The organism is Pseudomonas sp. LBUM1655 (assembly GCF_059716085.1).
Genome location: NZ_CP166801.1, coordinates 3,584,372 through 3,607,661, shown reverse-complemented (window position 1 = coordinate 3,607,661; position 23,290 = coordinate 3,584,372). Strand labels below are relative to the sequence as shown.

The window sequence follows — 23,290 nt, the reverse complement described above, 5'->3', positions numbered from 1 at the left end:
GACTTGCTGGAGTGGATTGTCGAGCGGCAAGGAAAGCGGCTGGCGGTACATATGTATGCGTTGAGTAATGAGTTTTTTGCGAGCAAAAAAAACCCGCCTGAATCGGCGGGTTTTTTATCGGCTAACCGAAGATCACTCTTCGATGTTGCCCATGGCGGTGGTATTGAAGCCGCCGTCCACGTACATGATTTCACCGCTGATGCCCGACGCCAGGTCGGAGCACAGGAAGGCGCCGGCGTTGCCGACTTCGTCGATGGTGACGTTGCGGCGCAGTGGGGTTTGCGCTTCGTTGGCGGCCAGCATCTTGCGGAAGTTCTTGATGCCCGAGGCTGCCAGAGTACGGATCGGGCCAGCCGATACGCAGTTGACGCGGGTGCCGTCCGGGCCCAGGGAGCCGGCCAGGTAACGCACGCCGGCTTCCAGCGAAGCCTTGGCCATGCCCATGACGTTGTAGTTCGGCATGGTGCGCTCGGCGCCCAGGTACGACAGGGTCAGCAGGCTGCCGTTGCGGCCTTTCATCATTTCGCGGCCAGCTTTGGCCAGGGCCACGAAGCTGTAGGCGCTGATGTCGTGAGCGATGCGGAAACCGTCACGGGTGGTGGCTTCGGTGAAGTCGCCGTCCAGTTGGTCGCCCGGGGCGAAGCCAACGGAGTGGACGATGCAGTCCAGGCCGTCCCACTTCTTGCTCAACTCTTCGAAGACCTTGGCGATTTCTTCATCGCTGGCCACGTCGCACGGGAAGCACAGCTCAGGGCTCGAACCCCAGCCTTGTGCGAACTCTTCGACACGACCTTTGAGTTTGTCGTTCTGATAAGTGAAGGCAAGCTCAGCGCCCTCGCGATGCATGGCGGCAGCGATGCCGGATGCGATGGACAGCTTGCTGGCGACACCGACGATCAGTACGCGCTTACCGGCGAGAAAACCCATGTGTTGCTCCTCTTTCAGGTTATTGCGCAGTGGCTGGTGCCAAAAAAGCGGCTTCCAGCAACTGCTGTGTATACGGATGTTGGGGGGCGGCAAAGATACTTTGCGCGTCTCCCTGTTCGACCACTTGGCCATGCTTGACCACCATCAACTGGTGGCTCAGCGCTTTAACAACAGCCAGGTCATGGCTGATAAACAAATACGTCAGGTTGTACTTGGCTTGCAGTGAACGCAACAGCTCCACCACTTGCCGCTGTACCGTCCGGTCGAGCGCCGAAGTCGGCTCGTCCAGCAGGATCAGCGCCGGTTTGAGCACCAAAGCCCGGGCAATGGCGATTCGTTGCCGTTGCCCACCGGAAAATTCGTGGGGGTAGCGGTGCCGGGTTTCCGGATCCAGACCTACCTCCTTCAATGCCGCAATAATCGCCGCTTCCTGCTCGGCGGCGGTGCCCATCTTGTGAATCCGCAGGCCTTCGCCAACGATGTCGCTCACGCACATCCGCGGGCTCAGGCTGCCAAACGGGTCCTGAAACACCACCTGCATCTCCCGACGCAACGGGCGCACCTCGTTCTGCGTCAGGCAGTCTAGCTGCTTGCCTTCAAAGCGGATGGCGCCTTTGCTGCCGATCAGCCGCAAAATCGCCAGACCCAGCGTGGATTTGCCGGAACCACTTTCCCCCACGATTCCCAGGGTCTGACCCTGAGGCAGGCTGAAATTGATGCCGTCCACTGCCTTGACGTGATCCACCGTGCGCTTGAGCAGGCCTTTCTTGATCGGGAACCAGACTTTCAGGTCCTCGACCTCAAGCAGCGGCGCCCCGATTTTATTGGTCGCCGGGCCTCCGCTGGGCTCCGCGCCGAGCAATTCCCGAGTGTACGGATGCTGCGGCGAACGGAACAGCTCTTCGCACGATGCCTGTTCGACGATGCAACCGCGCTGCATGACACATACGCGATGCGCAATTCTTCGCACCAGGTTCAAATCGTGACTGATCAGTAGCAGCGACATGCCCAATCGAGCCTGAAGTTCCTTGAGTAAATCGAGGATTTTCAACTGAACGGTCACGTCCAGTGCAGTGGTCGGTTCGTCGGCAATCAGCAGTTCCGGCTCGTTGGCCAGAGCCATGGCGATCATCACGCGCTGGCGCTGGCCGCCGGACAGTTCATGGGGCAGGGCCTTGAGGCGCTTGTGCGGCTCCGGGATGCCGACCATCTCCAGCAATTCCAGCGTGCGTTTGGTCGCGACTTTGCCGGTCAGGCCCTTGTGGATGCCCAACACCTCGTTGATCTGCTTCTCGATCGAGTGCAGCGGGTTGAGCGAGGTCATCGGCTCCTGAAAGATCATCGCGATACGGTTGCCACGGATGTGGCGGATGGTCTTTTCGCTCAGGCCCAGCAGGTTTTGCCCGGAATAGTTGATGCTTCCGGCCGGATGCCGCGCCAAAGGGTAGGGCAGCAGGCGCAGGATCGAGTGCGCCGTCACCGATTTGCCCGAGCCGGATTCACCGACCAAGGCCAGGGTCTCGCCGCGCTTGATATCGAAGCTGACGCCCTCGACCACCCGGTGTATGCGCTCGCCAAAGCCGAATTCGACGGCGAGGTCGCGTACTTCGATCAGATTGTCCTGATTCATTTCACTTCCTCGGGTCGAAGGCATCGCGAGCGGACTCGCCGATAAACACCAGCAAGCTCAACATCAGCGCGAGCACAGCGAACGCGCTCATGCCCAGCCACGGCGCTTGCAGGTTGGATTTGCCCTGCGCGACCAGTTCACCCAGCGACGGACTGCCGGCCGGCAAGCCGAAACCGAGGAAGTCCAAAGCGGTGAGGGTGCCGATGGCGCCGGTGAGGATGAACGGCATGAAGGTCATGGTCGAGACCATGGCGTTGGGCAGGATGTGGCGGAACATGATTGCGCCATTCTGCATGCCCAGCGCCCGTGCAGCTCGCACATATTCAAGGTTGCGGCCACGCAGGAACTCGGCGCGCACCACGTCGACCAGGCTCATCCACGAGAACAGCAGCATGATCCCCAGCAGCCACCAGAAATTCGGCTGGACGAAACTGGCGAGAATGATCAGCAGGTACAGCACCGGCAAACCCGACCAGATCTCCAGAAACCGCTGACCGGCCAGATCGACCCAGCCGCCATAGAAACCCTGCAAGGCCCCGGCAATCACGCCGATGATCGAACTCAGCACGGTCAGCGTCAGGGCAAACAGCACCGAAATGCGGAAGCCGTAAATCACCCGCGCCAACACATCGCGGCCCTGATCGTCAGTGCCCAGCAAGTTGTCCGCCGAGGGCGGGGCAGGGGCGGGGACTTTCAGGTCGTAGTTGATGCTTTGATAGTTGTACGGAATCGGCGCCCACAACACCCACGCATCCTTGGCCTTGAGCAGTTCACGGATGTACGGGCTCTTGTAGTTGGCTTCCAGCGGGAATTCGCCGCCGAAGGTGGTTTCCGGGTAGCGCTTGACCGCCGGGAAGTACCAGCTGTTGTCGTAGTGCACCACCAGCGGCTTGTCGTTGGCGATCAGCTCGGCGCCCAGGCTCAGGCCGAACAGAATCAGAAACAGCCACAGCGACCACCAGCCACGCTTGTTGGCCTTGAACAGTTCAAAGCGGCGGCGGTTGAGAGGGGACAGGTTCATCTCAATGCTCCCGGCTTTCGAAGTCGATGCGCGGATCGACCAAGGTGTAGGTGAGGTCGCCGATCAGTTTCACCACCAGCCCGAGCAGGGTGAAGATGAACAGGGTGCCGAACACCACCGGATAATCGCGGTTGATCGCCGCTTCGAAGCTCATCAGGCCCAGGCCGTCGAGGGAGAAGATCACCTCCACCAGCAACGAGCCGGTGAAGAAGATGCCAATGAACGCCGAGGGGAATCCGGCAATCACCAGCAACATGGCGTTGCGAAACACGTGACCGTAGAGCACGCGATGGCGGGTCAGGCCCTTGGCCTTGGCGGTGACCACGTACTGTTTGTTGATCTCGTCGAGGAAGCTGTTTTTGGTCAGCAGGGTCATGGTCGCGAAGTTGCCGATCACCAGTGCGGTCACTGGCAGTGCCAAGTGCCAGAAGTAATCGAGGATCTTGCCGCCGAGGCTTAACTCATCAAAGTTGTTCGAGGTCAGGCCCCTTAGCGGGAACCAGTCCAGATAACTGCCGCCGGCAAACACCACGATCAGCAGAATCGCAAAGAGAAACGCCGGGATCGCATAGCCGACAATGATTGCCGAACTGGTCCAGACGTCGAAATGGCTGCCGTGTCGCGTGGCCTTGGCGATCCCCAGCGGGATCGACACCAGGTACATGATCAGCGTGCTCCACAAGCCCAGCGAGATCGACACCGGCATCTTTTCCTTGATCAGGTCGATGACCTTGGCGTCGCGGAAAAAACTGTCGCCGAAGTCCAGCGAGGCGTAGTTCTTGACCATGATCCACAGACGTTCCGGGGCCGATTTATCGAACCCGTACATGTGCTCGATTTCCTTGATCAGCGCCGGGTCCAGCCCCTGCGCGCCGCGATAAGAGGAACCGGCCACCGACACCTCGGCACCGCCGCCTGCGATGCGACTGGTGGCGCCTTCGAAGCCTTCCAGCTTGGCAATCATCTGCTCTACCGGGCCACCGGGCGCAGCCTGGATGATCACGAAGTTGATCAGCAGAATGCCGAACAGGGTCGGGATGATCAGCAGCAGTCGCCGAAATATATACGCCAGCATCTGATTACTCCGTGCCCGCAGGGTCGGCTTGCAGTTTGGTTTCGACTTCTATTGCCGGTTTGGCATCGGGCTTGACCCACCAGGTGCTCGTGCCGATGTCGTACTTGGGCGAAACTTTCGGATGGCCGATGTGGTTCCAGTACGCCACGCGCCAGGTCTTGATGTGCCAGTTGGGGATCACGTAATAGCCCCACTGCAACACGCGATCCAGCGCTCGGGCGTGGGCCACCAGGCTTTTGCGTGAATCGGCGTTGATCAGGTTCTCGACCAGTTGATCGACGATCGGATCCTTCAAACCCATGGTGTTGCGACTGCTCGGTTTGTCGGCGGCGGCGCTCATCCAGTATTCGCGCTGTTCGTTACCCGGCGAATTGGACTGCGCAAAGCTGCCGACCATCATGTCGAAATCCCGCGAACGCACGCGGTTGATGTACTGCGAGACGTCGACACGGCGGATCACCAGTTCGATGCCAAGGTCGCTGAGGTTGCGCTTGAGCGGCAACAGCACGCGTTCAAAATCGGTCTGCGCCAGCAGGAACTCAATGACCACCGGTTTGCCGGTGGCGTCGACCATTTTGTCGTCGACGATCTTCCAGCCAGCCTCTTGCAGCAGTTGGTAGGCCTCACGTTGTTGGGTACGGATCATGCCGCTGGCGTCGGTCTTCGGGTTCTCGAAGGCTTCGCTGAATACCTGCGCTGGCAGTTTGCTGCGGAACGGGTCGAGGATCGCCACCTGGTCAGCGTCGGGCAATCCGGTGGCGGCCATTTCCGAGTTCTCGAAGTAGCTGCGCGTGCGTGTATACGCACCGTTGAACAACTGCTTGTTGGTCCATTCGAAATCGAACAGCAGGCCCAGCGCCTGACGTACTCGGACATCCTGGAACACCGGGCGGCGCAGGTTGAAGACAAAACCCTGCATGCCAGTCGGGTTGCTGTTGGGGATCAATTCCTTGATCAGGCGACCTTCAGTCACCGCCGGGACGTTGTAGGCGTTGGCCCAATTCTTGGCGGTCATTTCCAGCCAGTAGTCGAACTGTCCGGCTTTCAGCGCTTCCAGCGCGACAGTGTTGTCACGGTAGTAATCGGTGGTCATCGTATCGAAGTTGTAGAACCCGCGATTGACCGGCAGATCCTTGCCCCAGTAGTCCTTGACCCGCTCGTAGCGCACCGAGCGGCCAGCCTTCACTTCGGTGACTTTGTACGGGCCGCTGCCCAGCGGAATTTCCAGATTGCCCTTGCTGAAGTCACGATCGGCCCACCAGTGTTTTGGCAACACTGGCAGTTGACCCAGGATCAGCGGCAGTTCGCGATTGTTGGTGTGCTTGAACTTGAACAGTACCTTGAGCGGGTCTTCAGCGACAACTTCGGCGACATCGTTGTAGTAGCCGCGAAACAGCGGTGAGCCTTCCTTGGTCAGGGTCTGGAAGCTGAACACCACATCGTCGGCGCGCACCGGGTGACCATCGTTGAAGCGTGCTTCGGGTCGCAGGTAAAACCGTACCCAGCTGTTGTCCGGGGCCTTTTCGATCTTGCCGGCGATCAAGCCGTATTCGGTAAAGGGCTCGTCGAGACTGTGCTTGGTCAGGGTGTCGTAGATCTGTCCGATGTCATCGGCCGGCACGCCTTTGCTGATGAACGGGTTGAGGCTGTCGAACCCGCCGAACCCGGCCTGGCGAAAGATCCCGCCCTTGGGCGCGTCGGGGTTCACGTAATCGAAATGCTTGAAATCGGCCGGGTATTTCGGCGGCTCGTTGTACAGGGTCACGGCGTGTTGCGGGGCGGCCAAGGCCAGCCCGGCGAACAGCATGCCGCTGGCCTGCAGGAGCAGGGCGCGGATAGGCTTCATTGATCTTTCTCCGAAGACTTCAGCCACCACGCACTCAGGCCCAGGGTGTAGGGCGGCGTGGTGACGAAGGCCAACCGGTTGCGGTAGGCCAGACGGTGATAATTGATGTACCAGTTGGGAATGATGTAGTGCTGCCAGAGCAGCACGCGGTCGAGGGCCTTGCCGGCGGCGACCTGCTCATCGCGGGTTTGCGCGGCGAGCAATTGTTCAAGCAGGTGATCGACCACCGGGTTGGCGATGCCAGCGTAATTCTTGCTGCCCTTGACCCCGACCTGACTGGAATGGAAGTACTGCCATTGCTCAAGGCCCGGGCTGAGTGTCTGGTTGAGCGTCATCAGGATCATGTCGAAATCGAACTGGTCCAGACGTTGTTTGTACTGTGCTCGGTCTACCGTGCGCAGGCGGGCGTCGATGCCGATACTCTTGAGGTTCTCGATATACGGCTGAAGGATACGCTCCAGGTTCGGGTTGACCAGCAGCAGTTCGAAACTCAGTGGCTGGCCGGCGGCGTTGCGCAGGCGCTGACCGTTGAGCTTCCAGCCAGCCTCTGCCAGCAGCGCCAGGGCATTGCGCATGGTTTCCCGCGGGATGCCGCGCCCGTCGGTCTGCGCCAACGTGAACGGTTTGGTAAACAGTTTGGCCGGCAATTGGTCCTTGTACGGCTTGAGCATCAGCCATTCATGTCCGACCGGTACGCCGCTGGCGCTGAATTCGCTGTTGGGGTAGTAACTGGTGGTGCGTTTGTAGGCGTCGCTGAACAGCGCGCGATTGGTCCACTCGAAATCGAACATCAGGCCCAGGGCTTCGCGGGTTTTGACGTCGGCGAAGGTTGCGCGCCGGGTGTTCATGAACAGGCCCTGACTCTGGGTCGGAATCTGATGCGGGATCTGCGCTTTGATCACCTCGCCACGGCGCACGGCCGGGAAGTTGTAGCCGTTGGCCCAATTCTTGGCCTGATGCTCAATGTAGATGTCGAACTCACCGGCCTTGAACGCTTCGAATGCCACGTCGCTGTCGCGGTAGAACTCGACCTCCATGCGATCGAAGTTGTACTTGCCGCGATTGACCGGCAAGTCCTTGCCCCAGTAGTCCTTGACCCGTTCGAAGATCAATTGGCGACCCGGCGTCACCGAGGTAATGCGATACGGCCCACTGCCCAGCGGCGGCTCGAAGGTCGTGGCCTTGAAGTCGCGATCCTTCCAATAGTGCTGCGCCAGCACCGGCAACTCACCGAGGCGCAGGATCAACAGGGGATTGCCGGAGCGCTTGAGCACGAAGCGGATGCGCTGTTTGTTGAGAATGTCGACCCGCAGCACTTCCTGTAGCGCCGTGCGGTATAGCGGGTGGCCTTCCTTGAGCAGCAGGCGATAGGAGAACGCCACGTCGTAGGCGGTGATCGGCGTGCCATCGTGAAAGTGTGCTTCAGGGCGCAGATTGAACACCACCCAACTGCGATCCTCGCTGTACTCCACCGATTGCGCGATCAAGCCGTAACTGGAGGCCGGTTCATCGCCGGACGGCGAGTACTGGCCGGTGCCGACCATTAGCGGCTCGTTCAGTTCGTTGATGCCGTACTGAAGAAAATTCCCGGTGGATACAGGGCTGCTGCCCTTGAACGTGTACGGATTGACCGTATCGAAGGTGCCAAACGCCATCACCCGCAACGTACCGCCCTTGGGCGCTTGCGGGTTGACCCAGTCGAAATGGGTAAATCTGGCCGGGTACTTGAGCGTGCCGAACTGCGCATAACCGTGACTTTCGGTAATCGTCGCGCTTGCGGGTGAGCTCAAGGCCAGGCTGATCAGGAACAGGAGGAGGGGACGCTTCAAGTCAGATCCGATCCAGGCGGCTTGGGCTTTGTGGGCCGTACAGTAACAGCTTGTATGGACAGGAAAAAGATAGGCGGTTAATGCAGTGTTAATGCAAAAAAAAATCGTCCGATCGCGGCCCTAGCCTTCGGCAGCTCCTACAGGGATCAATGCAGGTGCTGCCGAAGGCTCGGGCCGCGATCGGACGATCTTTCGGTTTCTACTCAGTGCGGCTGATAAACCGTGAGCATCTGCCCAGGCTTCAACGCTTTTCCGGCACCCGGATTCCAGCGTTTGAGATGTTGCATCTCAACGTTGAAGCGCTTGGCGACCACATACAACGTGTCGCCGCGCTTGACCTTGTACTGGGTCTGCTGCGCGCTGTCGGCTTTGCCTTTGGTCTTGCTGTTGGCCGCGATCACGGTGTTGACCCGGCCACTGTTGCGCGATGGGGTGCGCTTGGTGGTGTCCTGCATCACCAGCGTCTGGCCGACCTTGAGGTTTTTGCCACTCAGTTTGTTCCAGCGTTGCAGATCCTTCACTTCGACCTTGTTGGCCTTGGCGATGGAGCCGAGGTTGTCGCCACGCTTCACACGATAGGCGCGCTTGAGCTGTGCCACTTCGCTTGGATCGGCACCGTCGAACACCGGTTTCAGCGAGCGTGGGCTGATCAACTCTTCAGGACGCATGGTTTGCAGGCTGGCGGTCAGCAGTTGCGCCTTGGACGTCGGCACCAGCAAATGCTGAGGGCCGTCGATGGTGGTGCGCTGCTTGAAGGCCGGATTGAGCTGGAACAGTTCGTCTTCATCGATGTTGGCAACGGCAGCGACTTTGGACAGGTCCATGCGCTGGTTGATTTCGACGACCTGGAAGTACGGCTCGTTGGCGATCGGGTTGAGGTTCACGCCGTAGGCTTCCGGCGCCAATACCACTTGCGACAGCGCCAGCAGCTTCGGCACGTACGCCTGGGTTTCCGCCGGCAGCGGCAGGTTCCAGTAGTCGGTCGGCAAACCGAGCTTCTCGTTGCGCTCGATGGCGCGGCTGACCGTGCCTTCACCGGCGTTGTAAGCCGCCAGCGCCAGCAGCCAGTCGCCGTTGAACATGTCGTGCAGACGGGTCAGGTAATCCATCGCCGCGGTGGTCGAGGCGGTGATGTCGCGACGACCGTCGTAGAAGCGGGTCTGACGCAAGTTGAAGTAACGTCCCGTGGAAGGGATGAATTGCCAGAGACCCACCGCGTTGGCCCGGGAATAGGCCATCGGGTTGTAGGCGCTTTCAATCACCGGCAGCAGGGCCAGTTCCAGCGGCATGTTGCGTTCTTCGAGGCGTTCGACGATGTAATGAATGTAGAGGCTGCCGCGTTCACCGGCATTCTCGAGAAAAGAGGGGTTACTGGCGAACCACAGGCGCTGCTGCTCGATTCGCGGGTTCACGCCCAGACCTTCCTGCAGCTGGAAACCCTGGCGCATGCGTTCCCAGATGTCCTGGGGAACCTGTGGGCTGGGCTTCTCGGTCAGCCAGATCGGCTTCTGCTTGGCTCGCGCAGCAATGTTTGGCGTATGCGTCGCTTCAGTCTGCGGAGCATGGCTGGAACAGCCCGCCAGCGTGGCGGACACAGCCACCGCGATGGCTTGCGCCAAGCGGGTCAATGCGTCTGAATTGACGGACTTACGTATGGATGACGACATTGGCTGGAAGTAAGTTCCGGGCAAAAATGTCGGGCGATTCTAGAAAGCGCACCCCCTGCGGTCAACCATTCAGAATTTTTGGACCCGGCGTCGAGGCACTTAGAACGTATCTTTCCATGCCCGCAGAGCCGCAAAAACCTCACTCGGCGCCCGGTTTTGAGCGCCTGCCCGTTCGTCCACTTTTTGTGTAACTAATGTTTCAGTGGTGCGCAAAAACGGATTTGTAAGCTTTTCCAGGGCCAGGGTCGAGGGCAGGGTCATGACACCGTTTTGCCGTTGCTGGGTGACTTTTTCCAGACGGGCGGCAATGTCCGGGTTGCCCGGCTCGACCGCTGCGGCAAACTTCAGATTGCTCAGGGTGTATTCATGGGTGCAGTAGACCAGCGTATCTTCTGGCAAGGCGGCGAGACGGCCGAGCGAATGATGCATCTGCTCCGGGGTGCCTTCGAACAACCGGCCGCACCCGGCGGCAAACAGCGTGTCGCCGCAGAACAGCAGGCCGTGGTGGTAATAGGCAATGTGTCCCAAGGTGTGACCGGGCACGGCATAGACATCGAAGTCCCAGCCGAGCACGCTGACCTTGTCGTTGTCCTTGAGGGCAATATCGCGCGCCGGGATGTTTTCGCTGGCCGGACCATAAACGGTCGCGCCGCTGGCCTGCTTCAGGCGCTCGACGCCGCCAACGTGGTCATGATGATGGTGGGTGATCATGATGTCACTCAGCACCCAGCCTGGATGCGCCGCTAGCCAAGCCTGTACGGGCGCGGCATCGCCCGGGTCGACCACGGCGCAGCGCTGGGTACGGTGATCCTGTAACAACCAGATGTAGTTGTCGGTGAACGCGGGCAGGGCACTGATCTGTATCATCGTCGGAATTCGCCAAGCGGAAAACATTGGCGCATCTTAGTAGTTCCTGGCGCGTTGGAGAATGACATGACCGATAAAGCGTTCGCTCAGGCTGATCCGGACTGGCTGGCGTTGATCAGCGCCGCCCGTGAATGGCTGTCGGGCCCGCTCGGGCAATTTCTGTTGGATGAAGAGCGGCGCATGCTCGAAGACGAGTTGGGCCGCTTCTTTGGCGGCTATCTCGTGCATTACGGCCCATCGGCCGACACCCCGCCGTCGGCACCGCAAGTGCAGCGCAATGTGCGGCTCGGTGCGCCGCTGCCGGGTGTCGAAATCGTCTGCGAAGAGCAGGCGTGGCCATTGAGCGAACACGCCGCCGATGTGGTGGTCATGCAGCATGGTCTGGATTTCTGCCTGTCGCCCCATGGCCTGTTGCGCGAAGCCGCGAGCAGCGTGCGCCCCGGCGGGCACCTGCTGATCATCGGAATCAACCCATGGAGCACCTGGGGCCTGCGTCATGTATTCGCCCATGATGCGTTGCGCCAGGCCCGTTGCATCTCGCCGTCGCGGGTCGCCGACTGGCTCAATCTGCTGGGTTTTGCGCTGGAGAAACGCCGCTTCGGGTGCTATCGTCCGCCGCTTGCTTCGCCCAAGTGGCAGGCCCGACTGGCCGGCTGGGAACGCAAGGCCGGTGACTGGCAACTGTCGGGCGGCGGCTTCTATTTATTGGTGGCGCGCAAGATTGTGGTCGGGCTGCGGCCCCTGCGTCAGGAGCGTCGCGAGCCGATGGGCAAACTGATTCCGCTGCCGATGGCCAAGGTCAACCGCCGCCGCATCGAACCGTAAACCTTCTTTTTTACAGTGGCCGGACCTGCTCCGGCCGCGGTCATCGTCAATCCGCGATTGGCGAGGCATGTATTTTTTCTGGATAGATTGGCATGAGCGAAAGCGTCGATAGCGTAGAACTGTTCACCGATGGCGCCTGCAAGGGCAACCCTGGCCCGGGTGGCTGGGGTGCTTTGCTGGTGTGCAAGGGCGTTGAGAAGGAGTTGTGGGGCGGCGAAGCCAACACAACCAACAACCGCATGGAACTGCTCGGCGCCATTCGCGGCCTTGAAGCTTTGAAGCGACCATGTGAAGTGCTGCTGGTGACCGACTCGCAGTACGTCATGAAGGGCATCAACGAGTGGATGTCCAACTGGAAGAAGCGCGGCTGGAAAACCGCTGCCAAGGAACCGGTGAAGAACGCTGATCTGTGGAAAGAGCTGGATGAGCAGGTCAACCGCCACAAGGTCACGTGGAAGTGGGTGCGCGGACACATTGGCCATCACGGCAACGAGCGGGCTGACCAGTTGGCTAACCGTGGCGTTGATGAAGTGCGCGGGTACAAGCAGAGCTGATTACCGGGAAATGAGCAGGCTTACTCGTACAGGGGCTTATGGTGACTGGTTCTCCGGCTTTTTGTCTCTGGTCAGCAGCAGACTCAACAACACCGACCCCAGGATCACACCACCCACCACCGCCAGCGACCACTCCACCGGCATGTGAAACCACGGCATCAGGGTCATCTTGCCGCCAATGAATACCAGCACAATCGCCAAACCGTACTTGAGCAGATGAAAGCGGTCGGCCATGTCCGCCAGCAGGAAGTACAGCGCGCGCAGGCCCATGATCGCGAAGATGTTCGAGGTGAAGACGATAAACGGGTCAGTGGTGACGGCGAAGATCGCCGGGATGCTGTCGACCGCAAACATCAGATCGCTGGCCTCAATCAGCACCAGCACCAGGAACATTGGCGTCGCCCAGCGTACGCCGTTCTGCAACACGAAAAACCGTTCGCCATGAAAACCGCTGGTGACGCGCAGATGCCCGCGCACCCAGCGTAATAAAGGATTTTTTTCCAGATCCGGCTGCTGATCGGCGAACACCAGCATCTTGATCCCGGTGATGATCAGGAACACGCCGAAGGCATACAGAAGCCATTCAAACTGCGAGACCAGCCACACACCGGCGAAAATCATCACCGCGCGCATCACGATTGCCCCAAGCACACCGTACAGCAACACTCGGCGCTGCAACTCCGGCGGCACTGCGAAGTAGCTGAAGATCATTACGAAGATGAACATGTTGTCGATCGACAGCGATTGCTCGATCAGATAACCGGTGAGGAATTCCAGGGTTTTCTGTCGGGCGATTTCGCCGCCGAACGTGCCGTGCAGATACCACCACAGCAGGGCTGCGAACGACAGGGCCAACAAGCACCAGGCAATGACCCAGGCCAAGGCTTCGCGAACGGATACTCGATGCGCCTTGCGCCCCCCGAACACAAACAAATCCAATGCCAGCATGGCAAGAACGAAGACGATGAAGGCACCCCACATCCAGGGTTCGCCGATATTGATGTTCGTGGCTGGCATGTCACGCTCCCTGTCTTTGGTTGTAAGAGGGTCAGACGAGGCCATGCTAACGACGAGTTTGTGGCAAAGAAAAATCGTTTATTTCTTGGTCAGAGTTCGATAAAACCGAAGTGTCGGAGGGTAAAGTGGCAACCCGATGCTTGCTCGTTTTCTGGAAAACATGTTTGGCGCCTCAACGAAAAAACTCCCCCGGCGTTTCCCCAAACTGTTGACGAAATGCCGCGATAAACGCCGACGTCGAGTCATAACCACAGGCCAGCGCGACGTCCGTGACGCGCTCGCCTTTCTCCAGCGGTGTCAGGGCGCCGAGCAGGCGCAGGCGCTGGCGCCAGGCGCGGAAGGTCAGGCCGGTGTCGCGCAAAAACAGACGCGTGAGGGTTTTTTCGGTGACGCCGAGTTTCTCGCTCCAGTGGCTCAGCGTGGTTTGCTGTTCCGGGCGTTGCTCCAGGCTTTGGTAGATCTGCCGCAAGCGCGGGTCCTGCGGCAACGGCAGCATCAGGTCGATGTGCGGGGCATCGACCAGTTGATCGAGGATCACCTGCGCAAGGCGCCCATGCGCGCCGTTCTGGTCGTATTCCACCGGCACCTGACTGAACGCACGGATCAGTTCCCTGAGCAAATCGCTGACGCCGAGCACATGGCAATGCTCAACCGCCCAACCGACGACGCTGCAATCGATGTACAGGCTGCGCATCTCGGTATGTGGCGAGCTGAATACCCGATGCGGTACGCCGGCCGGAATCCACACCGCGCGCTCCGGCGGCGCAACGAACCGCCCAGCGCTGGTCTGCACCTCAAGCACTCCCTGAATTGCGTAGGAGAGTTGCACCCAAGGATGACTGTGGCGCCGGGTCAGAGCGCGATTGGGCAACGATTCGGTGCGTCCGTACAGCGGGCGTGGCAGGCTTGGCAGCCCGGGAATACTGCGCCGGATACTTTTGTCATGTCCTTTAGGCGGCATCTGAAGGCTCTTCGGCGTTAGTCGGTAATTGGCTGTCACGTTAGAGTCGTCGTCACGCACTGGCAACCCCCGGATAAACACATCATGACGCGCCCAAGATTCCTCCCCGACAATTTCACCCTGACGCTGATAGGCGTCGTGCTGCTAGCCAGCTTTCTGCCCGCCAGCGGTCAGGTCGCGGTCGGCTTCGGCTGGCTGACCAACATTGCCATCGCGCTGCTGTTTTTCCTGCACGGCGCCAAACTGTCGCGGGAATCGATCATCGCCGGTGCGGGCCATTGGCGCCTGCACCTGTTGGTGTTCGGCCTGACTTTTGTCCTTTTCCCGCTATTGGGGCTGGCGCTGAAACCGCTGCTGTCGCCATTGATCGGCGACCAGTTGTACATGGGCATGCTTTACCTTTGCGCGTTGCCCGCCACCGTGCAGTCGGCGATTGCCTTCACTTCGCTGGCGCGGGGCAATATTCCGGCTGCAATTTGCAGCGCGGCGGCGTCCAGCCTGTTCGGGATTTTCCTGACGCCGTTACTGGTGACACTGCTGCTCAATGTGCATGGCGACGGCGGTTCGACCCTCGATGCGATCCTGAAAATCAGCATGCAACTGCTGCTGCCATTCATTGCCGGTCAAATCGCCCGTCGCTGGATTGGCGCGTGGGTGGGGCGTAACAAGAACTGGCTGAAGTTTGTCGATCAGGGCTCGATTCTGCTGGTGGTCTACGGTGCGTTCAGCGAGGCGGTCAACGAGGGTATCTGGCGTCAGATTCCAGTCGTTGATCTGTTGGGCCTGGTGCTGGTCTGCTGCATCTTGCTGGCACTGGTGCTGGTGGCATCGACGCTGCTGGGCAAGGCGTTCGGTTTCAGTCAGGAAGACCGCATCACCATTCTGTTCTGCGGCTCGAAAAAGAGCCTGGCTACCGGCGTGCCGATGGCTCAGGTGTTGTTTGCCGGCAGTACCATCGGCGTGCTGATTTTGCCGCTGATGCTGTTCCACCAGATTCAACTGATGGTCTGTGCGGTGCTGGCGCAGCGTTATGCCAAACGGAAGGAATCGGTGCCGGAACTGATGGCGCAGGTAGACCCATAGGTCGTAGAGGGCGAGAAGAGCGGCGTCATTGGCCTAAAACCGCCTCTGCACCTACGCTGTTCAGCTACCGACGATTAAATGAGGTGTTGGGTTATGGCAAAGGTAAAAGACAAGGACAAGAAAAAAACCGCCAAACACCGCGCCATTGCACCGGCAAAGCTGAAAAACAAGGATTATCTCGAGCAGTTGCGCCGCCTGCATATCGAGGTGGTCAAGCTTCAGGAATGGGTCAAGGCCAAGGGCATCAAGATCTGCATCGTTTTCGAGGGTCGCGATGGTGCAGGCAAGGGCGGTACGATCAAGGCGCTGACCGAACGTGTCAGTCCGCGGGTCTTCCGTGTCGTAGCGCTGCCGGCACCGACTGATCGCGAAAAAAGTCAGATGTATATTCAACGGTACCTTCCACACTTGCCGGCCGCCGGCGAGGTGGTGATTTTTGATCGCAGTTGGTACAACCGTGCCGGCGTCGAACGTGTAATGGGATTTTGCAGTGAAGAGCAGGTGGACGGTTTCCTCAATGCTGTCCCGGCGGTGGAGCGTGCCATCGTCGATTCCGGCGTGATCCTGCTCAAGTACTGGCTGGAGGTAAGTGAGCAGGAGCAGACCCGACGCCTTCAAGCGCGTATCCAGGACGGGCGCAAGATCTGGAAACTGACGCCCATGGACCTCCAGTCCTACAGCCGCTGGTACGACTATTCACGGGCTCGTGATGCCATGTTTGCGGCAACGGATTCCGAACACGCCCCGTGGAGAGTGGCTGATTCGAACGACAAGCGCCGGGCACGCTTGAACATCATCACCGATCTGCTCAGCCGCATCCCGTACAAGGAAGTCGAGCGTGAGCCCGTGATTCTGCCCAAACGCCAAAAACCCGGTGACTATCAGGAGCTGGATCACCCCTTCAAACGTGTGCCGGAAAAATTCTGAAGGAGCGCTGGCGCATCTGCTCCAGCGGTAGTCCGGTGCAGCCGTTGCGCGCGCTTGAAACTACGGTTATGGCCGAAACTTCCTGTCAGGTCGTGATGGCGAACTCCATGCCAAACGCCAGTAATCGATAAAAGGTCATTCACCCACCCCGGAATAACGCACCGCTGCAGCCGCCCGCGATGGCACGTTCAGCGTGCGCAGCAACGAAGAGACATGAATCCGCACCGTGAACGGTGAAATATCCAGTTCACGGGCGATTTCCTTGTTGGTCTTGCCTTGGGCGATCAATCGCAACACGTCCTGCTGACGGGGCGTGAGGGCAGTGCCGGTCTCCAGCGGCAGCAGGCCTGACGGGGCGAATTTCACCAACACTTCGCCTTCACGAATCGCCAGGATCGCCTGGCCAATCTCGCCCGGGGCAATGTTCTTGCCGATGAAACCGTCGATGCCGGCGGCCATGACTTCACTGATCAACGTTTCATCATCGACCATCGACACCACGATCAGGGTGGTACGCGGCAGGCGTCGGCGCAGTTCAGCGAGCTGGCTGACGCAGGTGAGTCCGGGAAAGCGCAGATCCAGAATCAGCGTGTCCGGCTCGTCACCGCAGGGCAGCAGCGCCATTACGCTGGCCAGGTCGCCAGCCTCTTCGATACTCGCGTCGGGCAGCAGGCGCTGGACAGTGCGCAGCATGGCCTCGCGAAACATCGGGTGATCGTCGGCTATGATAATTCGGCATGTCATGGCGTGACCCTCCCTGAGTCAGGCTTGTTCTTGGCAAACACCTTAGCATTGGGCGCTTGGATTGCCTGTAGGCTCATTCCGAATATGACGATTGCGGCACAAGGACGTTAACGATGAAGTTCGAGAAAAACACCGAACTCGACCAGGCCAACCTGCGCATTATCATCGCTGGCATTGCCGTGGTTTATATCGGTGTACTGGGTTTTTTGCCGGGCCAACGCTTCGATACCTACCTGCCTGTGGTCACGTATATCTGTCTGTTTTTGCTGGCCTCGATTGTGCTGCGTCAGACGATTGTGCGCTGGCCGGGGCATTACCCGGCACGACGGATTTTCGCCATGGTTCACGATTACACCGGCACCTGTTTCGGGCTGGTGGTTGGCGGCGAAGCGGCGTTGCCGCTTTATGCGGTGATCATCTGGGTCAACCTCGGCAACGGCATGCGATACGGCTCGCGCTATCTGGCGATTGCCACGGTGTTGGCGTTGCTGGCGCTGCTCTGCGTTTATCGCCTGACGCCGGTGTGGCAGGCGCAACCGTTCATGGTGTTGATGCTGATGATCACCAGCACGGTGATCCCGTTCTACGCGCACCTGCTGCTGGAACGCACGCGCAAGGCCTCCGAGGAAGCGGTCGCGGCCAATCTGGAGAAGTCGCGGTTTCTCGCCCAGGCCAGCCATGATTTGCGTCAGCCGATTCACTCCATCGGCCTGTTTACCGCGTGCCTGCGTGAGTCGAGGCTGGGGGATGAGGAGCGGCGGCTGGTCGACAACATCGACCGTTCGCTGCTGAACGTATCGCAGTTGTTCCGCTCGATTCTCGACCTGTACACCCTCGATAACGGGCGGATTCTGCCAAAACTGCAAACCCTGAATCTGGGCGAATGGCTTGCCGATCTGATCCGCGAGAATGCCGAAGCCGCGCGTTGGGCTGGCGTGGAACTGCGCTTGCGACCCTGTCGTTACTGGGTTCGAACCGATCCGTCGCTGCTCGCGACCATGGTGCAGAACGTGCTTTCCAACTGTTTCAAATATGGTGCGCAGCGGCCGGTGCTGATCGGTGTGCGCACGCGCGGAGCAGGGCTGGCTATCGTGATTTACGATCAGGGCAGCGGCATTGCCGAAGAGCATTTGCCAAAGGTATTCGAGGAGTTCTACCGGGTTCGCCAAGTGCGTGACAAAGATGTCGAAGGTGTAGGGCTGGGCCTGTCGATCGTCAAGCGCCTGGGGCAGTTGATTGATCTTGATGTCGCGTTGCGCTCGCGAATCGGTCGGGGTACGGCTGTCATCATGTCGGGGCTGCCCACGACTGCGCCGCCGCAGCTATCGGTCAATCGCGATGAAGCGCGCCAGGTCGGCCTGTTGACCGGGCTGAAGGTGTGTCTGGTGGAGGACGATCGCAACGTATTGATGGCGACATCGGCGTTGCTGGAGCGCTGGGGCTGCGTGGTGCAGGCCGAGTTGACGGGGCAGGACTTGACCACCGATTGCGACATCATTGTTGCCGATTATGATCTTGGCGCCCATGCCACTGGTATCGAGTGTATTGACGAGGTGCGCCGCCAACGCGGCTGGGTGGTGCCGGCAGTGATCATCAGCGGGCATGACATTGAAAAAATACAGGCGGCCTTGCACGACCGCCAAATTGCCATCCTGTCCAAACCGGTACGCCCGGTCGAGTTGCGCGCGACCTTGCGTGCCCTGCGCGACCGGCAAACCGAGCCGGTCGAGCAGGTTTGAGTCAACGCTTGCAGAGGTAATCCTGAGTGATGGTGGTTTGCAGGCAGTTGTACTGACCCATGGTGCGGCAGATGTTTTTCTCCGAACCGGTGACCTCGGCGTTTTTGTAGCCCCAGGTCTTGCAGCGCTGTACAGCGACGGTCAGGCCTTGTTCGGCGCTGGTCTGGCCGCTTTCGAACTGGCCCAGCTCGTAGGAGACCTGGACGACACCATCGTTCTTGCTGCCGCCAGTGGCTTCCCATTGTTTTGGTGTGGCGCAGCCGGTCAAAAAAAGGGAGGCGAGGGTGAGAGTTGCGATCAGGGTTTTCATGACGGAACGTAGTCCTTTACCGAGGAAGAGGCATTATTGAAATGGAAGCGGCGAGGCACCTTTCGGCAGGCATGACAGCGGTGGCTTCATGATGCCCATGCTCGCCACGGCGATGATTGCGCCGCTGGGCAACTGGCAGTTGTATTCACCGGCCGGGGTGTGGGCGGTGTAGTAGGTGAGGGTGCTGTCGTTACGGATGTTGTCGATTTTCGAGACCGGTTTACCGATGACGGTCTGGGCGCGCTCTTTCATGCTGGCTTCGGTGGGTTTCATGGTCTGGCAACCGGTGGTGCCCAGGAGCAGGGCACCGACGGCGACGATTTTGCTGAGGTGTGCATGCAGTTTCATGGTGTTTCTTCCTTGGTGTTGTTCTGATTTCCGAGCACAACGATCCTGAGCACCGCCAAGCGGCAGTGTTTAGGAACATTGGGGGTTGCGGGGGAATATAGCGCCGGGCGGCAGAGCGGTCGATTAGCACAAATGTGCTAGTGCGGCGCCGAACGGACGGCTCATCGGAGCTGCCCGCTGGGTCCAGGGAGGGGTTATTGCGGGCTGTTGAACTGGTCGGAATAATTGCCCGTCATCAGTGCCGAGGCAACTTGGTCGGAACCGACGCCGGCGCGGGAATAGGCGAGGCGGTTAGCGTTCACGCGATCAGCGCCGTCCGCCGCAACAGCCCCGGCGCCGACACGGTCAGCGCCATCCGCCGCAACAGCCCCGGCGCCGACACGGTCAGCGCCGTCCGCCGCAACAGCCCCGGCACCGACCCGGTCAGCGCCGTCCGCCGCAACAGCCCCGGCACCGACACGGTCAGCGCCATCCGCCGCGACAGCCCCGGCACCGACCCGATCAGCGCCGTCCGCCGCAACAGCCCCGGCGCCGACACGGTCAGCGCCGTCCGCCGCAACAGCCCCGGCACCGACCCGGTCAGCGCCGTCCGCCGCAACAGCCCCGGCACCGACACGGTCAGCGCCGTCCGCCGCAACAGCCCCGGCGCCGACACGGTCAGCGCCGTCCGCCGCAACAGCTCCGGCGCCGACACGATCCGACCCATCCGCAGCCACTGCTTGCGGCTGTGCTGCCCAGATCCCGGGCGCCGCAATCGTAGTCGCTACCGCTAATACAACGCCTGACAAAAGCTTGTGTTTCATGATCTTCTCCACGACCCATCAGCCACACCGCAATTGGGCAATGCCCGCCGTTAGATTTTTGGCGTTCGACTCACTGACTCGGGTCAAGCTGTTTGGCAATTGGCACGGGTGCACCGACTGGCGCACGGGTGTCGATGATTTCGATCGCTTGGAAACGCAACTGGAGAAGTATAGATCGGCATTCGCTGCCCATCCTGCGGGATGACAAGGATATGGGCGATAGTCGTTTCACTTCCTTGCAGGCAGGGGCAAGAAGGAAATCAGTCTAAAAACGCCAACCCGGTTTTCCGTGCGTTTGCTAGGCTCAAAGATGTAGGTGAAGACGCAGACTGATGCGCAATCGGATAGCAAGGGGGCGCGGGGCGCGTTCCGAAGGGTACACGGTTAGAAAGATCTCCGCGCTGAGATCCAGCCCTTACGCCGTGTGAAGCAGCCGAGGCACTACTTTTTCAAATTAGCCCGGTACTGTGAGAAGCCTGATAAACCTTGTAAGCCAGAGACCAGCGCTGGCCGCCTACTCGAACACCAAAGCCCGCATCGTGCGGGCTTTGTCGTTCTTGCAGGACTAGATCTGCTTGAGTGCGTGGGCCAGATCGGCGCGCAGGTCTTCGATGTCTTCGACACCCACGGACAAACGCACCAGCCCATCGCCGATCCCCAGTTTTGCGCGGGTTTCAGGGGGGATCGTGGCGTGGGTCATGATCGCCGGGTGCTCGATCAGACTCTCGACGCCGCCCAGGCTCTCGGCCAGAGCGAAGATCTTCACGTTCTCAAGAAAGCGTCGCGCGCCGGCCAGATCAGTGTTCAAGTCCACGGAAATCATCCCGCCGAAACCGCGCATCTGCCGCTTGGCCAATTCATGCTGAGGGTGTGATGCCAGACCCGGGTAGTAGACATGTTTGACCTGCGGCTGCTGCTCGAGCCACTGCGCCAGATCCAGTGCGTTGCTGCAATGGCGCTCCATGCGCAGCGCCAGGGTTTTCACACCGCGCAACGTCAGAAATGCATCGAACGGCCCGGAAATCGCGCCGACCGCGTTTTGCAAAAAGCCCAGACGTTCCGCCAGCTCGGCATTCTGCCCGACCACGGCAATACCGCCGATGACATCGGAGTGGCCGTTCAGATACTTGGTGGTCGAGTGCAGCACGATGTCGAAACCCAACTCCAGCGGCCGCTGGATATACGGGCTGGCAAAGGTGTTGTCGGCGACAGTGATGATGCCGCGCGCCCGGCAGATGCGCGCAATGGCGGCAAGATCCGACAGGCTCAACAAGGGGTTGGTCGGCGTCTCGACCATGACCATGCGCGTGTCGTCCTGCAGCGATGCTTCGAACGCTGACAGGTCAGTCAGATCGACGTAGCTGAAACGATGCCCGGCGCTGCGTTGGCGCACTTTGTCGAACAACCGGAAGGTGCCGCCGTACAGGTCATTGCCGGAAATGATGTGTGAACCGGCATCGAGCAGTTCCAGCACCGTGGAAATCGTCGCCAGCCCGGAAGCGAAGGCAAACGCCCGGGTGCCACCTTCCAGATCCGCCACGCAGCGCTCAAGGGCAAAACGCGTCGGGTTATGCGAGCGCCCGTAATCGAACCCCTTGTGCACACCGGGGCTGTCTTGCAGGTAGGTGGAGTTGGCGTAGATCGGCGGCATCAGAGCGCCAGTGGTCGGGTCAGGCTCTTGCCCGGCATGGATCACCCGGGTCGCGAAGCCTTGGGTGTTTTTGTCGTGCTGACTCATGCGAGGGATCTCCGTAATTGGTTGAGCATGTCGGTGCGGGTGATCAGGCCATGGAAGCCTGAAGCGTCGGCGATGATGGCGACGAGGCCGCGGCTGAGCACCGATTCCAGTTCAGCGAGAGGCGCGCCGGGGGCGAGGGTTTGCAGTTTGTCGGTCATCACGCTGGAGACCGATTGACTGAAGCGGGCGGCATCTTCGTGAACGGCCAGCAGAATGTCTGATTCGTCGATCACGCCGACCAGTTCCTTGCCTTCAACCAGCACTGGCAGTTGCGAAACGTCCGCCAGGCGCATGCGCTGGAACGCGGTCAGCAACGTGTCGTCTGGACCGACGCTGATGACGCGGCCGTCCTCGAAACGCCGGGCGATCAGATCGCGCAGGTCGCCATAGCCCTTGCGCTGCAACAGGCCTTGGTCGGTCATCCACTGGTCGTTGTAAACCTTCGACAAGTAGCGGGTGCCGGTGTCGCAGACAAAACTCACCACGCGTTTCGGCTCGGTCTGTTCGCGGCAATAACGCAATGCTGCGGCGAGCAGGGTGCCGGTGGATGAGCCGCCCAGAATGCCCTCGGCTTTGAGCAATTGGCGAGCGTGATCGAAGCTTTCTTCGTCACTGATCGAGTAAGCGTGGCGAACGCTGGAGAGATCGGTGATCGACGGAATGAAGTCTTCGCCAATGCCTTCGACCGCCCACGAACCGGGGGTCGGCAGCGAGCCGTCACGGCTGTATTGCGCCATCACCGAGCCAACCGGATCGGCCAGGACCATTTCCAGATCCGGCTGCACGCGCTTGAAGAACCGCGTCAGTCCGGTCAGGGTGCCTGCCGAGCCAACGCCGACCACGATCGCATCCAGGTCATGTTCGGTCTGCGCCCAGATCTCCGGCGCGGTGCTGCATTCATGGGCCAGTGGGTTGGCCGGGTTGTTGAACTGATCGGCAAAGAACGCGCCGGGAATGTCTTTCGCCAGTCGTGCGGCGACGTCCTGGTAGTACTCGGGATGGCCCTTGCCGACATCCGAGCGGGTGATGTGCACTTCAGCGCCCATGGCTTTCAAGTGCAGGACTTTCTCGGTGGACATTTTGTCCGGGACAACCAGCACCACGCGATAGCCTTTGGCACGGCCAACGAGCGCCAGACCCAGGCCGGTATTGCCGGCAGTGGCCTCGACGATGGTGCCGCCCGGTTTAAGGCGACCATCACGTTCGGCGGCGTCGATCATCGCCAGACCGATACGATCCTTGATCGAACCGCCAGGGTTTTGTGATTCGAGTTTGAGGAACAGTGTGCAGGGGCCGGTATCGAAGCGAGTGACTTGTACCAGCGGGGTATTTCCTATCAGCCCCAGGACAGCAGGGCGGGATTCCTTTGACATTCTTCA

21 protein-coding genes are annotated in these 23,290 nt (G+C 60.0%); 5 read left to right on the top strand and 16 right to left on the bottom strand.

The features are described from left to right. Positions 1–132: 132 nt before the first annotated feature. The 8 genes from fabI to gloB all read right to left on the bottom strand — a co-directional run bounded on the left by fabI (position 133) and on the right by gloB (position 10,862). A complete protein-coding gene (gene fabI / locus ACA074_RS16040) occupies positions 133–927 on the bottom strand; it encodes an enoyl-ACP reductase FabI (protein WP_095059904.1) in 795 nt (264 codons plus the stop codon). 19 nt (positions 928–946) lie between these two features. Next, entirely contained in the window at positions 947–2,557 is a 1,611-nt protein-coding gene (locus ACA074_RS16035; protein ID WP_187678660.1) for an ABC transporter ATP-binding protein, read from the bottom strand. 1 nt (position 2,558) lies between these two features. Then, entirely contained in the window at positions 2,559–3,578 is a 1,020-nt protein-coding gene (locus ACA074_RS16030; RefSeq protein WP_497614374.1) for an ABC transporter permease, read from the bottom strand. A gap of 1 nt (position 3,579) precedes the next feature. Continuing rightward, on the bottom strand, positions 3,580–4,653 hold the full coding sequence (locus ACA074_RS16025; protein ID WP_095190979.1) for a microcin C ABC transporter permease YejB: 1,074 nt from the start codon (positions 4,651–4,653) through the stop codon (positions 3,580–3,582). Positions 4,654–4,657: 4 nt separating this feature from the next. Continuing rightward, positions 4,658–6,499, bottom strand: a complete 1,842-nt coding sequence (locus ACA074_RS16020; RefSeq protein WP_497614373.1) for an extracellular solute-binding protein — start codon at positions 6,497–6,499, stop codon at positions 4,658–4,660. Next, complete coding sequence (locus tag ACA074_RS16015; protein ID WP_497677351.1) at positions 6,496–8,328, bottom strand: extracellular solute-binding protein; 1,833 nt, start codon at positions 8,326–8,328, stop codon at positions 6,496–6,498. The genes ACA074_RS16020 and ACA074_RS16015 overlap by 4 nt, the downstream gene beginning before the upstream one ends. Positions 8,329–8,531: 203 nt before the next feature. Beyond that, on the bottom strand, positions 8,532–9,995 hold the full coding sequence (locus ACA074_RS16010) for a transglycosylase SLT domain-containing protein (RefSeq protein ID WP_497677350.1): 1,464 nt from the start codon (positions 9,993–9,995) through the stop codon (positions 8,532–8,534). A gap of 99 nt (positions 9,996–10,094) precedes the next feature. Continuing rightward, a complete protein-coding gene (gene gloB / locus ACA074_RS16005) occupies positions 10,095–10,862 on the bottom strand; it encodes a hydroxyacylglutathione hydrolase (RefSeq protein ID WP_497677349.1) in 768 nt (255 codons plus the stop codon). A 66-nt stretch (positions 10,863–10,928) separates the two neighbouring features. Here gloB and ACA074_RS16000 point away from each other — a divergent pair, with 66 nt between their 5' ends. Together ACA074_RS16000 and rnhA are read left to right on the top strand one after the other, a co-directional pair. Next, the gene (locus ACA074_RS16000) at positions 10,929–11,687 is read left to right on the top strand and encodes a class I SAM-dependent methyltransferase (RefSeq protein WP_187678654.1); all 759 of its coding nucleotides are present in this window, start codon (positions 10,929–10,931) and stop codon (positions 11,685–11,687) included. A 92-nt stretch (positions 11,688–11,779) separates the two neighbouring features. Further along, positions 11,780–12,241 carry a ribonuclease HI gene (gene rnhA, locus ACA074_RS15995; RefSeq protein ID WP_497677348.1) on the top strand — a complete coding sequence of 154 codons (462 nt, stop codon included), beginning with the start codon at positions 11,780–11,782 and terminating at the stop codon, positions 12,239–12,241. Positions 12,242–12,277: 36 nt separating this feature from the next. Here the strand turns inward: rnhA and ACA074_RS15990 are convergent, their stop codons facing one another. Both ACA074_RS15990 and ACA074_RS15985 read right to left on the bottom strand, forming a co-directional pair. Continuing rightward, on the bottom strand, positions 12,278–13,258 hold the full coding sequence (locus ACA074_RS15990) for a TerC family protein (protein WP_497677347.1): 981 nt from the start codon (positions 13,256–13,258) through the stop codon (positions 12,278–12,280). 172 nt (positions 13,259–13,430) lie between these two features. Beyond that, positions 13,431–14,219, bottom strand: a complete 789-nt coding sequence (locus ACA074_RS15985; RefSeq protein ID WP_187678651.1) for an AraC family transcriptional regulator — start codon at positions 14,217–14,219, stop codon at positions 13,431–13,433. 84 nt (positions 14,220–14,303) lie between these two features. On the opposite strand from ACA074_RS15985, the gene ACA074_RS15980 reads away from it, so the two are divergent. Both ACA074_RS15980 and ppk2 read left to right on the top strand, forming a co-directional pair. Continuing rightward, positions 14,304–15,302 carry a bile acid:sodium symporter family protein gene (locus ACA074_RS15980; RefSeq protein WP_497657498.1) on the top strand — a complete coding sequence of 333 codons (999 nt, stop codon included), beginning with the start codon at positions 14,304–14,306 and terminating at the stop codon, positions 15,300–15,302. A 93-nt stretch (positions 15,303–15,395) separates the two neighbouring features. After that, positions 15,396–16,229 carry a polyphosphate kinase 2 gene (gene ppk2 / locus ACA074_RS15975; protein ID WP_187678649.1) on the top strand — a complete coding sequence of 278 codons (834 nt, stop codon included), beginning with the start codon at positions 15,396–15,398 and terminating at the stop codon, positions 16,227–16,229. Positions 16,230–16,364: 135 nt separating this feature from the next. On the opposite strand, the gene ACA074_RS15970 is transcribed toward ppk2, so the two are convergent. Further along, positions 16,365–16,973, bottom strand: coding sequence for a LuxR C-terminal-related transcriptional regulator (locus tag ACA074_RS15970; RefSeq protein WP_489881335.1), 609 nt, complete (start codon positions 16,971–16,973; stop codon positions 16,365–16,367). Between the two features lie 113 nt (positions 16,974–17,086). Here ACA074_RS15970 and ACA074_RS15965 point away from each other — a divergent pair, with 113 nt between their 5' ends. Further along, positions 17,087–18,712 carry an ATP-binding response regulator gene (locus tag ACA074_RS15965; protein WP_497677346.1) on the top strand — a complete coding sequence of 542 codons (1,626 nt, stop codon included), beginning with the start codon at positions 17,087–17,089 and terminating at the stop codon, positions 18,710–18,712. Position 18,713: 1 nt separating this feature from the next. On the opposite strand, the gene yecR is transcribed toward ACA074_RS15965, so the two are convergent. The 5 genes from yecR to ACA074_RS15940 all read right to left on the bottom strand — a co-directional run bounded on the left by yecR (position 18,714) and on the right by ACA074_RS15940 (position 23,284). Continuing rightward, positions 18,714–19,022 (bottom strand): YecR family lipoprotein, encoded by a 309-nt coding sequence (gene yecR / locus ACA074_RS15960; RefSeq protein ID WP_489881333.1) that lies wholly within the window; start codon positions 19,020–19,022, stop codon positions 18,714–18,716. A gap of 33 nt (positions 19,023–19,055) precedes the next feature. Further along, positions 19,056–19,370: a hypothetical protein gene (locus ACA074_RS15955; protein WP_401266988.1), complete on the bottom strand. Its 315-nt coding sequence runs from the start codon at positions 19,368–19,370 to the stop codon at positions 19,056–19,058. Between the two features lie 194 nt (positions 19,371–19,564). Beyond that, complete coding sequence (locus tag ACA074_RS15950) at positions 19,565–20,173, bottom strand: hypothetical protein (RefSeq protein WP_401266991.1); 609 nt, start codon at positions 20,171–20,173, stop codon at positions 19,565–19,567. Between the two features lie 565 nt (positions 20,174–20,738). Continuing rightward, positions 20,739–21,911, bottom strand: coding sequence for a cystathionine gamma-synthase (locus ACA074_RS15945; RefSeq protein WP_401266994.1), 1,173 nt, complete (start codon positions 21,909–21,911; stop codon positions 20,739–20,741). Then, positions 21,908–23,284: a pyridoxal-phosphate dependent enzyme gene (locus tag ACA074_RS15940; RefSeq protein ID WP_401266997.1), complete on the bottom strand. Its 1,377-nt coding sequence runs from the start codon at positions 23,282–23,284 to the stop codon at positions 21,908–21,910. Before ACA074_RS15940 ends, ACA074_RS15945 begins: the two co-directional genes overlap by 4 nt. Positions 23,285–23,290: the final 6 nt, after the last annotated feature.

Excerpts from the sequence above, each read along its gene's own strand:
- fabI (WP_095059904.1), bottom strand. The coding sequence starts at position 927 with ATGGGTTTTCTCGCCGGTAAGCGCGTACTGATCGTCGGTGTCGCCAGC.
- ACA074_RS16035 (WP_187678660.1), bottom strand. The coding sequence starts at position 2,557 with ATGAATCAGGACAATCTGATCGAAGTACGCGACCTCGCCGTCGAATTC.
- ACA074_RS16030 (WP_497614374.1), bottom strand. The coding sequence starts at position 3,578 with ATGAACCTGTCCCCTCTCAACCGCCGCCGCTTTGAACTGTTCAAGGCC.
- ACA074_RS16025 (WP_095190979.1), bottom strand. The coding sequence starts at position 4,653 with ATGCTGGCGTATATATTTCGGCGACTGCTGCTGATCATCCCGACCCTG.
- ACA074_RS16020 (WP_497614373.1), bottom strand. The coding sequence starts at position 6,499 with ATGAAGCCTATCCGCGCCCTGCTCCTGCAGGCCAGCGGCATGCTGTTC.
- ACA074_RS16010 (WP_497677350.1), bottom strand. The coding sequence starts at position 9,995 with ATGTCGTCATCCATACGTAAGTCCGTCAATTCAGACGCATTGACCCGC.
- gloB (WP_497677349.1), bottom strand. The coding sequence starts at position 10,862 with ATGATACAGATCAGTGCCCTGCCCGCGTTCACCGACAACTACATCTGG.
- ACA074_RS16000 (WP_187678654.1), top strand. The coding sequence starts at position 10,929 with ATGACCGATAAAGCGTTCGCTCAGGCTGATCCGGACTGGCTGGCGTTG.
- rnhA (WP_497677348.1), top strand. The coding sequence starts at position 11,780 with ATGAGCGAAAGCGTCGATAGCGTAGAACTGTTCACCGATGGCGCCTGC.
- ACA074_RS15990 (WP_497677347.1), bottom strand. The coding sequence starts at position 13,258 with ATGCCAGCCACGAACATCAATATCGGCGAACCCTGGATGTGGGGTGCC.
- ACA074_RS15985 (WP_187678651.1), bottom strand. The coding sequence starts at position 14,219 with ATGCCGCCTAAAGGACATGACAAAAGTATCCGGCGCAGTATTCCCGGG.
- ACA074_RS15980 (WP_497657498.1), top strand. The coding sequence starts at position 14,304 with ATGACGCGCCCAAGATTCCTCCCCGACAATTTCACCCTGACGCTGATA.
- ppk2 (WP_187678649.1), top strand. The coding sequence starts at position 15,396 with ATGGCAAAGGTAAAAGACAAGGACAAGAAAAAAACCGCCAAACACCGC.
- ACA074_RS15970 (WP_489881335.1), bottom strand. The coding sequence starts at position 16,973 with ATGACATGCCGAATTATCATAGCCGACGATCACCCGATGTTTCGCGAG.
- ACA074_RS15965 (WP_497677346.1), top strand. The coding sequence starts at position 17,087 with ATGAAGTTCGAGAAAAACACCGAACTCGACCAGGCCAACCTGCGCATT.
- yecR (WP_489881333.1), bottom strand. The coding sequence starts at position 19,022 with ATGAAAACCCTGATCGCAACTCTCACCCTCGCCTCCCTTTTTTTGACC.
- ACA074_RS15955 (WP_401266988.1), bottom strand. The coding sequence starts at position 19,370 with ATGAAACTGCATGCACACCTCAGCAAAATCGTCGCCGTCGGTGCCCTG.
- ACA074_RS15950 (WP_401266991.1), bottom strand. The coding sequence starts at position 20,173 with ATGAAACACAAGCTTTTGTCAGGCGTTGTATTAGCGGTAGCGACTACG.
- ACA074_RS15945 (WP_401266994.1), bottom strand. The coding sequence starts at position 21,911 with ATGAGTCAGCACGACAAAAACACCCAAGGCTTCGCGACCCGGGTGATC.
- ACA074_RS15940 (WP_401266997.1), bottom strand. The coding sequence starts at position 23,284 with ATGTCAAAGGAATCCCGCCCTGCTGTCCTGGGGCTGATAGGAAATACC.